Origin of the sequence: Streptomyces sp. S3(2020), from assembly GCF_013044505.1 — a bacterium.
Classification (GTDB): Bacteria; Actinomycetota; Actinomycetes; order Streptomycetales; family Streptomycetaceae; genus Streptomyces.
In genome coordinates, this window is record NZ_JABERD010000234.1 from 1 (window position 1) to 13981 (window position 13981).

Consider the following 13981-nt stretch of genomic DNA (forward strand, 5'->3'; position numbering starts at 1 on the left):
GAACTGTCCACCCGCAACAACCCGGACCCCACCCGCCTGTCCCGCCACCTCCACGCGACAGGCCCACTGGCCCCGACCCCGACCTCACCGTGAGGAACAGCAGCGGGGAGTTCCGGGGCGGGTGACCGTGCGGGGCGGATCCGCCGATGCCTTCCGCCTTCGGCATCCCCACCGCGGGTGCACAACCCCGACGGGGCGGTGACCGTGCAGACGGCACAGAGCCGAGCCGGACGGAACCGCCGACCACTCCAGACGTTCACCTTCGGTACTTCCCGACCCGCGTGCTCAGCCCAGCGGGACGGTGAGCGTACGGAGGGGGACGGGAAGGCGAAGGAGGAGGCAGATCCGGCGATGCCTTCCGCCTCGGCATCCCGCCGCGGGTGCTCGGCCCCGCAGGACGGTGACCGTGCGGGCGGACACGAAACCGAGCCGGACGGAACCGCCGGCCACTCCCGCCCTCCACCTTCCGCACTCCCCGAGTCTCGTGCTCAGCCCGGCGGGACGGTGATCGTGCGGGTGGGCGGGGAGACGGGCTGGGCGGATGCGCCGGCCGCTGGTGTGTTTCGTTCTCGGCGCTTCGCGGCCCTCGTGCTCAGCCGCGTGGGCGGACCGCCTTGACGAAGGCGGTGATCAGGGCGGGGTCCTTTACGCCGCGGGCGTGTTCTACGCCGCTGGAGACGTCGACGCCCCAGGGGCTGGTCGCCTCGACGGCTTCGCGGACGTTGTCGGGGGTGAGGCCGCCGGCGAGGAGCCACTTCTCGCCGGGGGCGGCGTGGGGCTTGCTGGACCAGTCCCAGGCGATGCCGGAGCCGGGGACGGGGGCGTCGAGGAGGAGCATGTCCTCGCCGTACTCGCCGACGCGGGGCACGGAGTCGCCGAAGGCGGCGGCACGGATCAGGGTCCAGTCGCCGGTGGCGAGGTCGGCGTAGTACGCGTGGTCCTCGGGGCCGTGCAGCTGGACCGCGCCGATGCCGGACTCGTCGGCCATGGCCCGTACGTAGTCCAGGGGCTCCTTGCGGAAGACACCGACCGTCAGGACGTGCTCGGGCACCCGGCGGATGAGCCGGGCGGCCGTGGCGGCGTCGATCCGGCGCGGGCTCTGGGAGAAGACGAAGCCGATGGCGTCGGCGCCGGCCTCGACGGCCGTGTCGATGTCCCGCTCGGTCTTCAGGCCGCAGATCTTGATGAACAGGGTTTCGCTGGAGTTCTCGCTCACGGGTCCCAGACTGCCGTATCGCGCGCGGAAGGCCCGGATCGGGGACCCGGGCCTCACTCGCGCGACGCGGCCCTACAGCGTGACCCTGGTGCCGCCGATCGTCACGACCAGCGTGCCGTCGGAGGCGAAGGACCAGGCCAGGGCGCCGGAGTAGGAGGAGCAGCGGGAGCCGTTGGTGCCGGACCAGAACTGGTTGGAACTGTCGGCGTCACCGACGTACCGGTCGGTGGATCCGCTGTTGCAGGAGGTGTTGCCGCGGAACACCGAGGTCCCGGCGTCGAAGTTGAAGTTGCGTTCGGTGTTGGCGATGCTCAGGTTGTTCGAGATCGTCATCGTGCCCGGGTTGCTGTTGTAGGTGAACCCGTGCTTGCCGTTCTCGAAGGCGATGCTGCGCTTCACGACGTGGTTGACCGCGATGTCGTCGCCGCCGAGCTTGTACCCGTTGCGGTCGCCGTTGCCCGCCGTGGTGCCGTCGCTGAGGGTGCCGTTGTCGTAGGCGAGGGAGTCCTCGATGGTCACCGGGCCGATGGCACCGGTGTCGGTCTTGGTGTAGAGGTCCCAGCCGTCGTCGATGTTGTTGTGGGAGACGGCGTACCGGAAGACGTTGCCGCTGCCGGTCGTCAGCTTCGCGGCGAAGCCGTCCGCGTCCTCGCCGTCGGAGTCGGCGTTGTCGTGCGACTCGGCGCTGAGGACCAGGTTGTTGGCCGGCCACTCGGCGCTCGGGGTGGAGGAGGCGATCCGGCCGAGCTGGAGCCCGGTGTCGCGGTTGTAGCGGGTCACCGTGCGCTCGATGACGTTGTTGCTGCCGCCGACGTAGATCCCGTTGTCACCGGCGCGCTCGACCACGAGCCCCTTGATGTGCCAGTAGTTGGCGTTCAGCTGGAGTCCGCGGTTGGACGAACTCTCGCTCTGTGCCGAGAAGTTGAGCACCGGCGTCTCGCCCGGGTAGGCGGCGAGCGTGGTGCGGGCGCCGGATGTCCCGTTGCTGCCCACGGGGATGGTGACCGTCGAGGAGTGGCTGTACGTCCCTCCGCGCAGGTAGATCGTGCCGCCCGAGGCCACCTTGGCGATCGCCGAGGCGAGCGTGGTCGGGGCGTCGATGGTGCCGGCCGCGGTGGCGGTGCCGCTGGGCGAGACGTAGAGGGCGCCGCTCGCGGGGGGTGTGGTGCCGCCGTCCGCGGTCGTGGCGTCGAGGTAGTCGACGTTGGGCAGGCCGTTGGCGGTGGTCGGGCTGAGCCGGATGGTGTTGCTGCCCGAAACGACCGGCACGGTCAGGGTCTTGGTGGTCCAGCCGGTCCAGGTGCTCGTGCCCTCGAAGGAGGCTGTGCTGATCGTCGTGCCGTTCACGATGATGTTCGCCGGCCGGGCGGTTGTGGTGCCGTTGGCGAAGCGGACGGCCACGGTCGCCGTGCCGGCCGCGGGTGCGGTCACGGTGAACTGGGCGTAGCCGCTGGTGGCGTTGGTGGCGTTGCAGAAGCCGCTGCCGGAGTAGCCGGTCCACTCGGTCTCGATGGCGCCGGTGCAGACGGCCGGGGCGGTCTCGGCCTCGTAGCGCGTGGTGGCGGCCTGTGCGGTGGGGCCGGACAGGGCGACGAGCGTGCCTCCCAGGAGGGCGGCGCAGGCGATGACGGGTCTCAGGTGCATCGTGGATCTCCATCTCCAGGACGGTGCGGGTCGTGCCAGAGGGGTGGAGCGGATGTGCCGGAAGCGGTGCTCGGAAGGACTTGGAAGGACTTGGAAAGCGCTTTCTCCCCGGAAGGTAGGAGTGCTGGCCTGAGCACGTCAATAGTCGTGTAGCTGATTTCTGTTCACATGCGAGAACGCCACGGAGGCGCACCCCGCGACATCCGCGCACCCCCTGTGGAACTACCGAGGCCCTGAACTCCTCTTCACCGATGGGTTCTTGACGTCACATCAGCCACAGGGGGAACACATCGTGATAAGACCTGTCAAAACCATCGGCGCGGCGGCGATAGCGCTCGTCATAGCCGGGGCCGGGGCGGTCCAGGCGGCACCCGCCCGGACGGCCTCCGTACCGGATCCGGCCCCGGTACCGACCCTCGCCTGGGCGGACTGCCAGGGCGGCTTCGAGTGTGCGAACGCCGCCGTACCGCTCGACTACCGCGACCCGCACGGCACCACCATCACCCTTGCCGTCATCCGCAAGAAGGCCACCGACCAGGCCGAACGCAAGGGCACCCTCTTCCTCCAGCCCGGCGGCCCCGGCAACTCCGGCGTGGACTTCGTCCGCAACAACTACGCCGACCTGCCCGCCGGCCTGCGCGACTCCTTCGACGTCTTCGGCTACGACGTCCGCGGCGTCGGCCGCAGTTCACCGCTCCAGTGCTGGGACGACCCCACGTACACGGCCGCAGTCACCGCGGCCAAGGGCGTCCCCGGCCCCGACGCCTACGAACCCGCCGTACAGCAGGCCGCCGCCTTCGACCAGGCCTGCCAGGACAACGCGGGCGCCCTGCTGCCGTATGTGGGCACGGAGTACGTCGCCCGGGACATCGACCTGCTGCGGCAGGCGCTCGGCGAGGAGCAACTCACCTACTACGGACGGTCGTTCGGCAGCTACATCGGCACGGTGTACGCGTCCCTGTTCCCGGAGCGGGTAAGGGCCCTCGCGCTCGACGGGGCGTACGACCCGGAGCGCTACGCGAACGAGCCGTACGCCTACGACCGGACCCAGTACCTCGCCCTGGACGGCGCGATGGGCCGCTTCCTCGACTGGTGCGCCGCGGACCAGGCCATCTGCGGGTTCGGCGACGGGAACCCACGCGCCGCCTTCGCGAAACTGAAGGCGGACCTGGACGCGGACCCGGTGGTGACCGCGAGCGGCGGCAAGGCCAACGGCTACACCCTCGTCTACCGCCTGATGTTCAACATCAACGCGGGCAAGGTCATCTGGCCCGCCCTCGGCGAGGCCCTGCGCAAGGCGCAGTCGCGCGACAACACCTCCTTCCTGCTGCGGCCGCCGTCCCCGGCCAGCTTCGACTTCCTCGGCCCGAACGTGGTCGTCGAGTGCGTCGACAAGGACTACCCGAACAGCCGGGCCCGGCTGAAGCACGAGGTCACGGCCAACGCCCGGCTGGCCCCGCTCCTCGGGCCCGCCATGGCCTTCGGCCCGCCGACCTACGACCACCAGCACGCCACGGCCTGCGTCCAGTGGCCCGGCGAGCAGGTCAGCCGCTACGGCGGCCCGTTCGAGGCGAAGGGCTCCGCGCCGATCCTCGTCCTCGGCACGACCGGTGACCCGGACACCCCCTACCGGGACGCGGTGGCGCTGTCGCGGGAGCTCGACAACGGACGGCTGCTCACGTTCAAGGCCGAGGGACACACGGCGTTCGGGCGCAGCGCGTGCGCGACGGACGCGGTGACCGCCTACCTCGTCGACCTCAAGGTCCCGAAGCGGGGCGCGAGTTGCGCCGACGAGACTCAGCCGCCGTCGTCCACACCCTCGCTGGCTCCGTCCGACAGGACGCCGAGCGAGCTCCGGAACGGGGTGAGCGACAGGGTGGAACGCATCGGCACCCTGCGCTGACTCTTTTGAGGCGCCAGTGCGCTGCCCGCCAGCGATCTCGATCCGGTGGGTCCCCGGGGCCGGCACCGGGCGGGCGGCGCACAATGGGGCGATGAGCATCGTAAAGATCAACGTACTCACGGTCCCCGAAGAGCAGCGCGCGGAGCTGGAGAAGCGGTTCGCCGCTCGGGCCGGTGCGGTGGAGGGGTCGGACGGCTTCGAGTGGTTCGAGCTGCTGCGGCCCGTCGAGGGCACCGACACCTACCTCGTGTACACGCGCTGGCGTTCCGAGGACGACTTCGAGAAGTGGCGGTCCAACATGGGCGCCTCCCACGGCGGCGGTGCCGCCAAGGCCGGGGAGCAGCCGAAGCCCGCGGCGACCGGGGCGACGCTGTGGTCGTTCGAGGTGGTGCAGTCCGCCGGGCCCAAGGAGGGCTGATCCGGGCAATCCCCTGACGCGAGTCACTCTCCGTGTCCATCATGGAACCCTGCGCGCACCCGTACAACTTCTTTGTACGGGTGCGCGCAGGTGAACGTACCGGCGCGGCGGGGGAGTTCAACGTCATGGGAACGACGACAGGCCCACGGTCGCGGGGCTCACGCAGGAACGCCTCCGCGATGAAGATGGTGGGCGCGCTGCTCGCCGTGTTCCGGACGGCGGCCGGGTACACACAGCAGTCGCTGGGCGAGGTGTTCGCCGGCGTGGGCGAACAGACCATCGCCTCCATCGAACAGGGCAGACGGCGCCTGATGCCGGACCTCGCCGACCAGTTCGACGAACTCCTCGACACCAAGGGGGCGTTGGCGGAGGCGCTCAAGTACATGCCGGAGGTGGATCTGGTCCCGCTGTGGGCGGAGGAGTTTCTGCAGCGGGAGCGGGAGGCGATCGCGATCTCCTCGTATCAGAACCAGGTGCTGCCCGGTCTGTTGCAGACGGATGCGTACGCGGAGGCGGTGTTCCGCAGTCGTGTGCCGGTCTACGACGAGGAGGAGATCGCCCGGTTGGTGGCGGCCCGCGTCGAGCGCCAGGCGATCCTGCACGGGAGGAACGGGCCGATCACCAGTTTCGTGGTCTGGGAGCCGGTGGTACACGCCCCGCTGGGCGGAGAGGTTGTCCGGGTCGAGCAGTTGCGGCATCTGCGCGCATGCTCGGAACTCCCTGGGCTCATGCTCCAGATCCTGCCGCTGGAACGCACCGCCCACGCTGGGCTGGACGGCCCGTTCGTCCTCCTGGAAACCCCCGAACACCAGCGACTTGTCTACGCGGAGACGCAGCGCGGAAGTCAACTCATCGCAGATCAGGACGAGGTGGCGATCCTGAACCAGAAATATGCCATGCTGCGGTCACAGGCCCTCACTCCTGAGGACACGAGGGATCTGCTGGACCGTCTGCTAGGAGAGCAATGAGCGGCACCGCACTTCAGTGGTTCAAGTCGAGCTACAGCGGCAGTGAAGGCGGCGACTGCGTGGAAGTCGCGACCCAGCACACCGCGGTGCACATCCGTGACTCCAAGAACCCCTCCGGTCCGCAGCTCACCGTCGCTCCCGACGCCTGGGCCGCCTTCATCGCCCAGAGGTAGCGCGGGGTGGATTACGAGTACGACGTCTTCATCAGTTACAGCCACACGGGAAACGTAGAGGGCTGGGTGAAGAACCATTTCCATACAGAGCTCACGAAGGCCCTGTGGGACGTGCTACCCAACGACCCCCGGGTCTTCGTGGATTACGAGATACCGGTGGGAACGCACTGGCCGGACAAACTCGAAGACGCCCTCCTGAAAAGCCGCTGCCTCGTGGCGATATGGTCGCCGCCCTACTTCCGTTCCAAATGGTGCATGGCGGAGTGGGTGAGCATGCTGAAACGCCAAGCGGTCCTGAAGGAAGCGAACGGTCAGGCCCCGAAGCTGATCTACCCGATCAGATTCCAGGACGGCGCGCACTTCCACCCCGATGCGCGGGCCCTCCAGCACTACATGGACCTGAGCAAGTACGGGCACGACGGTGAGCAGTTCCGGAACACCCCTGATTTCGTGGCGTTCCAGAAGGAGATGCGGACCGTGGCCGAGGACGTCGCCGAACTCCTCGCCTGTGCACCGGATTGGCAGGCGGACTGGCCGATCGACCGTCCGGACGCCTATGTGGAGATCCCCAAGAGCCGTCTGCCGAGGCTGTGATGAACAAACTCGACGGCAAGGTCGTGACGTTCTACTCGTACAAGGGCGGGGTGGGCCGCAGCTTTCTGCTCTCCAACACCGCGACGCTGCTTGCCCAGTGGGGATACAAGGTCCTGTGCATCGACTGGGATCTGGAGGCTCCCGGCCTTCACTACTACTTCCGCCCCCATATGCAGAGCCCGGAAACCGGCCTGGTGGAGATGGTGCTGGGCGCCCGCGACGGGCACCCGGTGGACGCGCTGGGACACATCACGCCGGTCATCTTCCCGGACGACTCGCGGCTCGATCTCATCGCCGCGGGCGGGGCCGGCGGCGACTACGTCCCGAACGTACAGGGCATCGACTGGGACGCGCTGTACGAGGAGCAGGACTTCGGCAATGTGCTGGAGGAGTGGCGGCGGCGCTGGATCGAGTCGTACGACGTCGTCTTCGTGGACAGCAGGACCGGGATCTCGGACTCCGGCGGCATCTGCACGGCTCAGCTGCCACACATCCTCGCGTACGCGTTCACCGCGAACCAGCAGAACGTCGACGGTGTGCTGGACGTGGTGACCCGGGCGGCCAGGGCACGCAACGGTCTGCCGTACGACCGCTCCCGGCTCCTCACCCTCCCCCTGCTCTGCCGGTTCGACATGAGCGAGGAGTACGAGCGGGCGGCGGAGTGGAAGGGGAAACTCCATCCGTCGCTCAAGTCCAGCTACAACGCGTGGGTCCCGGAGGGGGCGGCGGTCGAGCGGGTGCTGGATCACTGCACTGTGCCGTACTCGGCGTACTGGTCCTTCGGCGAGGAACTCCCGGTTCTGACAGAGGACTTCAGGAACCCTCAGCTCATCAGCCACAGCATCGCGTCGATCGCCGGGCTGATCGCGCGGAATCTGGAGGATGTGCAGCTCTTCACCGAGAGCCGCGACTCCTATGTCGATGCCGCGATCAGGACGGGGCGGCGCGGGGGCCGGTATCCGTACGACTTCTTCATCAGCAGCGCGGCGAACACGAGCGAGGACGCGCGGATACTGTCCGGGCTGCTGGCCGCCGAAGGGTTCTCCAGCTACTCGCTACCGACAGACATGCGTCCCGGCGGCCGCTCGGAAGATCTGCGGACCGTCATCGATACCTGTCGGCACTTCATCCTGCTCGGCCGGGACACCGTGGGATCGTTCCAGCAGGGAGAGCTGAACTACTTCCTGCGGCAGACCCTGGACGAACAGGCGGACCGTGTCCTGTTCCCCGTCCTCACCCCCCGGAACGTCGTGCGCGATCTGCCGACCATCGTCCAGTCGATCCAGGCATTCAGCCTTTCCGACGACGGCCTGGCGGACGTGGCGAGGACGATCAGAGCCAGGATTCAGGGGAACGGCTCTCCGAGCGCGGCACCCGGATACGGAGGTCACCCGCCGGACAAGCGCCTGTTCGTCTCCTACGCGGGTGCGGATCGGGCCTGGGCAGAGTGGGTGGCCTGGCAGTTGGCGGAAGCCGGGTACGAGGTCGAGCTGGGCGGGCAGGGTCGCAGCGAGCAGGGGCGGACAGTGGCCCTGTTCTCGCGGGCGTACTTCGAAGCGGACTGGTCCATCACAGAGGCGTGGATCACGGATCTGGCGGCACGGGAGCGGCTCGTCCCGGTACGCATCGACGCCGTCAACCCGCCGTCGGCTCTGCGCACGCCGGCGGTCGCCGATCTGTTCGAGGCGGGCGAGGAGGAGGCGCGGGCCAGGCTGTTGCAGACGGTGGCCGGTCCGCTCAGGCCCAGTAGCACGCCCGCGTTCCCGGGGGGCACCCGGTCGCGCAGGTCCGGGGAGACAGAGCCGCGGCTGCCCGGGAGTCTGCCGCGGGTGTGGAACGCTCCCCCGCGCAACGCCAACTTCACGGGCCGGGAGGACCTGCTGGGGGAGATGCGCACGCGGCTGACAGATGCGCGAACGGTGCTGTCCCTGAGCGGGCAGATCGGCGTGGGAAAGACTCACCTGGCCATCGAGTACGCCCATCGGTTCAGCGGCGAGTACGACCAGGTGTGGTGGGTGGACGCGGAGCACTCCCAGTCGGTCCCCGCCCAACTGGCGTCGCTGGCGATGGCCATCGGCTGTGCCAATCCCGACACCCCTGAGCCCCTCGCGGTGCAGAACCTCAGCATGGAGTTGCGGACCCTGTCCCGCTGGCTGATCGTCTTCGACAACGCCCAGGAACCGGCCGCACTCGCCTTGCAGCTGCCGACCGGTGACGGGCATGTGCTGATCACCTCCCGCAACCCGCACTGGCACCAGATCGCCACACCGGTCGACGTCGATGTCCTGTCCCGTGCCGAGTCGACCGCCCTGCTGCGCTCCGGCAGCCAGAGTCTGAGCAAGCTGGACGCGCATCAGCTGGCCGAGGCGCTGGGCGATCTGCCGCTGGCGCTGACGCAGGCGGCGGAGTCCCTGTACATCTTCACCCCGGACCAGTTCCTGCAGGAGCTGGAGCGGTATGCCGGTACGGCGCTCAGCGACGGCACCCCGCTCGACTATCCGGGGTCCCTGACGGACCAGCTGACCTCCAGCATGGACCGCCTCAAGGAGCAGGACCCCTCGGCGGCGGCCCTGCTGCGAGCGTGCACCCTGCTGGCACCGGAGCCCTTCCCCTTGCACACCTGCGACCCGGAACAGGTCGAAAGAAGTGAGCACCCGGCCGGCATTGCACTGGTGCGGGAGCTGTCCTACCCGCGAGCGTTCCGCCGGATCCTCACAGCGCTGGAACGGCTCGGGCTGGCCAGGGTGGCCGGGGGCAGCATCCAGGTGCACCGTCTGACCCAGGCCGTCCTGCGCGACCACCTCCGCTATGGGGCCGATGTCCTCCTGGTCGGCCACCCCAACGACGAGGCCACACAGGCCGCCCACGATGCCAATGCCCTGCTGGCATCGGCCTACCCCGGCCAGGCAGCCGACCCCGACAGCTGGTCACGCTGGCCCGACCTGGTGCCGCATCTGCTCGCCATCACCCCCGACGCACTCACTTCGCCCTTCGTCCGGTACGCGGCCTGTGAGGCCTGCTGGTACCTGATGGATCACGGAGGGGCTCGCGTCGCGCTGCCGCGTCTGCGGGACCTGCACCAGGCCTGGACACAGCAGTTCGGCGCCGTCGCCGAGGAGACCATGTGGGCAGCCGCCTACCTGGCCCGTGCCTACGCCGAAACGGGCGAGTACTCCCAGGCCCGCGATCTGGAGGCCGACATCCTGGCCCGGCACCAGCAGGTGCTGGGCCAGGACCATCCCGACACCCTGCGCACCGCCGGCGATCTCGCCATCTGCCTCGAAGCACTGGGACGGGCCGAAGAGGCCCGCGACCTCGCCACGGACACCCTCGACCGGCAACGCCGCGTGCTCGGAGAGGACCACCCCGACACCCTGCGCACCGCCGGCAATCTCGCCGTCTACCTCGAAGCACTGGGCGAGACGGATCACGCCCGCGACCTCGCCGAGGACACACTCAACCGGCAACGCCGGGTACTCGGAGAGGACCACCCGGATACCCGGCACACCGTTGACAATCTCGTCGATGGGATCCACACCGTCCGAGCCGTACATCGGCCGAACACACCGCCCACCGGATCACCCTGACCCGTCAGTCCCCCAGGAACGGCGCCGGAAGCGGCAGCGGCTCCCCGAGGTCGACCATGGTGTGGGTGCCGTAGGGGGCCTCGGAAGGGTCGGCATGACAGTGGGCCGTCCTGGACCGGCGGTCGATGACGACGTACACCGGGACACCGGCGGCGGCGTAGACACAGAGCTTGGGCCCGCTCTCCACCCAGCCGTCGCCCGACGCGACCTCACCGACCATCGCGACCAACTCGATGGCGTACCAGCCCGGACAGCGCTGGTAGTGCGCCTCGTCGACCACCGTCGGCTTCCGACGCAGCACATAGAAGTCCGGCCCGACCAACGCCACGGTCCCACCACCCGGGTCGGCGAACCGGTACCCGTTCCCGGTGCCGACGTGCGCGACTCCGGCAGCACGGAGTTGGAGAAGCAGGCCCATCGCCGTTTCGCTGTGCCAGAAGTCCGGGGGCGACAGCGGTACATGGACCGCCCCGCCGAAGTACTCCGGCCGCACCGGCATCGGCGAGACCTCCTCGTACCGGGCCAGCATCGCGACCGGCTGCGCCTGCGACAGCAGATCCGGCTCCGGCTCCGGCTCGTGATCGACGTTCATGGCAGGAGCCTGGGACCCAGTCCCGCCTGATCCGACCGGAACACCGTCACCCTTCACTCGAACGAGCGCGCTGAACCGATACGCCGGCCCCTACTTCAGCCCGATCTCCGCGCAGTCCGCCGCGTACTCCGCCGTGCAGATCTCCTTGACCGTGTAGACGCCGTCCCGGATCACCGTGTCCTTGATGTTGTACTTCGTCAGCGCGACGACCGGCACCAGCATCGACGGGATGCCCTGTGCCGTCGGGCTGTCGACGGAGTCCGTGGCGAGGGAGTCGAACTCGATGGAGCGGCCCTGGACCTTGGCGACGGCCATTTCCGCGGCGCCGTCGGCCTCCTCCAGGAAGGACTTGTAGACGGTCATGTACTGCTCGCCGGAGACGATCCGCTGTACCGCCGCGAGGTCGGCGTCCTGACCGGTGACCGGGGGGATCTTGGTGGCGCCGGCGGCTTTCAACGCGTCGATGACGGCGCCCGCCATGCCGTCGTTCGCCGAGTAGACCGCGGCGATGTTGCCGAGCCCGATCGCCTGGATCGCCTTCTTCATGTTGGCCTCGGCGATCTCGGGCTTCCACTCCTCGGTGTCGTAGGACTTGGCGATGATCACGTGGTCGTCGAGCACGCCGTGCGCGCCGGTCTTGAAGCGGGCCGTGTTGGGGTCGGCGGGTGAGCCGTTCATCATGACGATCTTGCTGGACTCGGCTTTGTCGCCGAGCGCTTCGAGGATGGAGCGGCCCTGTACCTCGCCGACGAGTTCGTTGTCGTGGGAGACGTACGCGTCGATCGGGCCCTGGGCGAGACGGTCGTAGGCGATGACGGGGATACCCGCGTCCTTCGCCTTCTGGACGTCCGGCGCGATGGCCTTGGCGTCGACGGCGTCCACCAGGACGACGTCCACCCGGGCCGCGATCATCTGCTCGAACTGCTGGCTCTGCTTGTCCGCGCTCGCCAGGGCGTTGGCGTAACGGACCGTGCCCTTGCCGTGGGTGAGGTCGGCGACCCGTGCCTTGATGAGGGGGTAGTCGAACTTCTCGAAGCGCTTGGTCTTCTTGTCGGGCAGGAGCAGGCCCACCGTGATGTCGTCGCCCTTCTTCGGGCTCGCGGAGCTCTCGCTTCCGCTGACGGCGTCGACGACACCGCAGGAGGTGAGGAGCAGCGCCGAGGCGACGGCGAGCAGGGCGGTTCTGTGGGGGGCGGTACGAACGTTCACTGACGTGCCTTCCGAGCAGTGGAGCGGCAGAGCGCTCCGAGCGTCTCGCGCCAAAACCGCTCACAGGTGACCCGTACCGAATCTCCCCCACCCACCACGCCTTGTTTCACATTTGACGAGTCAGTGGCCGGACGGCCCGCGGGTCGGCCCTCACGTCGTGCGGTGCGGGCCCAATTCCTGGAGTACGTCGCCGAGTTGGGCCGAGGTCAGGGCGGTCCCCGGCAACAGCGACGGCAACGGTGTCGCGTCGGGGCGCAGGCCCGCCAGGAGCAGGGCCAGCGGGCGGCGCCAGGCGTCGGGGGTCGTCGCGGCGGTCAGGGCGGGGACCGCGCGGCCCAGGGCGGCCAGTGCGAACTGGACGTCCTCGACGGTGGCGTCGGGGCGGACGGTGCCCTCCTCGTGGCCGCGGCGCAGGAGGAGTGCGAGCGTCTCGCGGTTGTGGGCGTGCACCGCCTGGAGGGAGTCGACGCCGTCGACGCGGGTGGTCATGAGGTCGTTCGTGCCGCGGTCGGCGGCCAGGGTGGTGAACACGGCGTCCAGGTAGGCGGTCAGGCCCGTCCAGGCGTCGGGAGCCTCTCTCGCCTCCTCGCCGGCCGTCATCGTGCCGGTGAGCTGGTCGCGGAAGACGGCGTCGATGAGGGCCGCGCGGGTCGGGAAGTGGCGGTAGAGGGTCGCGTTGCCCACGCCGGCCCGGCGGGCGATCACGTCCAGCGGTGCGTCGAGGCCCTGCTCGGTGAAGACGTCGTGCGCCGCTTCCGTCAGCAGCTCCCGGTTGCGCCGCGCGTCGCGTCGCAGTGCGGCCATGCCCTGCCCTCCGTACTCAAGTGGGGAGCACTCCCCGGTCTTGATGCTATCTTCGGAACACGAAGTGGGGAGCACTCCCCACTTCTGACGGGGGAGGTGGCGTGGCATGGGCGGGACGGCACTGGTGCTCGGTGGTGGAGGGCCGGTCGGCGGTGCGTGGCTGACGGGGGTGCTGGCCGGCCTCGCGGACGCCGGTGTCGATCCCGCCCGTGCCGACGTCGTCATCGGCACCTCGGCCGGGGCGGTCTTCGGTACCCGGCTGGCGTACGGGGAGCCGCCGCGTGAGCTGTTCGAACGTCAGCTCAGCGGGGCGGACCGGCTGGTCCTGAGCGTGAGCGCGGCCCAGACGGCCCGCTTTCTGTGGGCGGCGCTGGGGTCCCGGGATCCCGAGCGGTCCGTACGGCGGCTGGGGCGGGCCGCGCTGGCCATGGGGCCCGGGGCCGATGTGCTGCCGTTGGTGCGGCAGGTGCTGCGTGGGGTGGAGGAGTGGCCGGAGCGGGCTCTGCGGATCGCCGCGGTCGATGCCTGTACGGGGGTGGTGGAGGCGTTCGACCGTGAGGCGAAGGTCTCGCTCGTCGAGGCGGTCGCCGCGAGTTGTGCGGTGCCGTTGGTCTTTCCGCCCGTGTCCGCCGGTGGGCGACGCTGGATCGACGGGGGCAGTCGGTCCACGGCCAATCTCCAGCTGGCGCGTGGCTATGAGCGGGTGCTGGCCGTCGCGCCGGTCGCCAAGGCTGTCGGGCCGCATCCCAGCGCGGAGCGGCAGGCCGCCGGGCTCACGGCCGGGGGTGCCGCTGTCAGCCTGCTCGTTCCGGATGCCGCCTCGCGGCGGGCCATGGGGCGTGATCTGACCTCCGGTCCCTTATACACATCTGC

The 13981-nt window shown here is 69.3% G+C and carries 12 protein-coding genes; 7 read left to right on the top strand and 5 right to left on the bottom strand.

The window, feature by feature from the left end:
- Window positions 1-592 precede the first annotated feature (592 nt).
- Both HLK59_RS41940 and HLK59_RS41945 read right to left on the bottom strand, forming a co-directional pair.
- Window positions 593-1216 (bottom strand): phosphoribosylanthranilate isomerase, encoded by a 624-nt coding sequence (locus tag HLK59_RS41940; protein WP_346779938.1) that lies wholly within the window; start codon window positions 1214-1216, stop codon window positions 593-595.
- Window positions 1217-1288: 72 nt separating this feature from the next.
- Entirely contained in the window at window positions 1289-2860 is a 1572-nt protein-coding gene (locus HLK59_RS41945) for a carbohydrate-binding protein (RefSeq protein ID WP_171146919.1), read from the bottom strand.
- Window positions 2861-3149: 289 nt separating this feature from the next.
- On the opposite strand from HLK59_RS41945, the gene HLK59_RS41950 reads away from it, so the two are divergent.
- The 6 genes from HLK59_RS41950 (at window position 3150) to fxsT (ending at window position 10503) form a co-directional block, all read left to right on the top strand.
- Window positions 3150-4763, top strand: a complete 1614-nt coding sequence (locus tag HLK59_RS41950; protein WP_171146929.1) for an alpha/beta hydrolase — start codon at window positions 3150-3152, stop codon at window positions 4761-4763.
- A gap of 91 nt (window positions 4764-4854) precedes the next feature.
- On the top strand, window positions 4855-5181 hold the full coding sequence (locus HLK59_RS41955) for an antibiotic biosynthesis monooxygenase (protein WP_171146920.1): 327 nt from the start codon (window positions 4855-4857) through the stop codon (window positions 5179-5181).
- A 125-nt stretch (window positions 5182-5306) separates the two neighbouring features.
- Window positions 5307-6149, top strand: coding sequence for a helix-turn-helix transcriptional regulator (locus HLK59_RS41960; protein ID WP_240982951.1), 843 nt, complete (start codon window positions 5307-5309; stop codon window positions 6147-6149).
- Entirely contained in the window at window positions 6146-6322 is a 177-nt protein-coding gene (locus HLK59_RS41965) for a DUF397 domain-containing protein (protein WP_171146921.1), read from the top strand. Before HLK59_RS41960 ends, HLK59_RS41965 begins: the two co-directional genes overlap by 4 nt.
- Before the next feature lie 6 nt (window positions 6323-6328).
- Window positions 6329-6916 (top strand): toll/interleukin-1 receptor domain-containing protein, encoded by a 588-nt coding sequence (locus HLK59_RS41970; protein WP_171146922.1) that lies wholly within the window; start codon window positions 6329-6331, stop codon window positions 6914-6916.
- Entirely contained in the window at window positions 6916-10503 is a 3588-nt protein-coding gene (fxsT, locus tag HLK59_RS41975) for an FxSxx-COOH system tetratricopeptide repeat protein (protein WP_171146923.1), read from the top strand. The genes HLK59_RS41970 and fxsT overlap by 1 nt, the downstream gene beginning before the upstream one ends.
- 4 nt (window positions 10504-10507) lie before the next feature.
- Here fxsT and HLK59_RS41980 read toward each other — a convergent pair whose 3' ends face one another.
- From HLK59_RS41980 to HLK59_RS41990, 3 genes are all read right to left on the bottom strand, one after another.
- Window positions 10508-11095 (bottom strand): Uma2 family endonuclease, encoded by a 588-nt coding sequence (locus tag HLK59_RS41980; protein WP_171146924.1) that lies wholly within the window; start codon window positions 11093-11095, stop codon window positions 10508-10510.
- A gap of 90 nt (window positions 11096-11185) precedes the next feature.
- Complete coding sequence (locus tag HLK59_RS41985; RefSeq protein WP_171146925.1) at window positions 11186-12304, bottom strand: substrate-binding domain-containing protein; 1119 nt, start codon at window positions 12302-12304, stop codon at window positions 11186-11188.
- 150 nt (window positions 12305-12454) lie between these two features.
- Window positions 12455-13108, bottom strand: a complete 654-nt coding sequence (locus tag HLK59_RS41990; protein WP_171146926.1) for a TetR/AcrR family transcriptional regulator — start codon at window positions 13106-13108, stop codon at window positions 12455-12457.
- 106 nt (window positions 13109-13214) lie between these two features.
- On the opposite strand from HLK59_RS41990, the gene HLK59_RS41995 reads away from it, so the two are divergent.
- Window positions 13215-13981 (top strand): patatin-like phospholipase family protein (locus HLK59_RS41995; RefSeq protein ID WP_171146927.1); only part of this gene is annotated, 767 nt, incomplete at its 3' end.

What these genes read in the sequence shown, in the direction of transcription:
- HLK59_RS41980 (WP_171146924.1), bottom strand. Translation starts at nt 11,095, where the DNA reads ATGAACGTCGATCACGAGCCGGAGCCGGAGCCGGATCTGCTGTCGCAG.
- HLK59_RS41990 (WP_171146926.1), bottom strand. Translation starts at nt 13,108, where the DNA reads ATGGCCGCACTGCGACGCGACGCGCGGCGCAACCGGGAGCTGCTGACG.
- HLK59_RS41960 (WP_240982951.1), top strand. Translation starts at nt 5,307, where the DNA reads ATGGGAACGACGACAGGCCCACGGTCGCGGGGCTCACGCAGGAACGCC.
- HLK59_RS41955 (WP_171146920.1), top strand. Translation starts at nt 4,855, where the DNA reads ATGAGCATCGTAAAGATCAACGTACTCACGGTCCCCGAAGAGCAGCGC.
- HLK59_RS41945 (WP_171146919.1), bottom strand. Translation starts at nt 2,860, where the DNA reads ATGCACCTGAGACCCGTCATCGCCTGCGCCGCCCTCCTGGGAGGCACG.
- fxsT (WP_171146923.1), top strand. Translation starts at nt 6,916, where the DNA reads ATGAACAAACTCGACGGCAAGGTCGTGACGTTCTACTCGTACAAGGGC.
- HLK59_RS41965 (WP_171146921.1), top strand. Translation starts at nt 6,146, where the DNA reads ATGAGCGGCACCGCACTTCAGTGGTTCAAGTCGAGCTACAGCGGCAGT.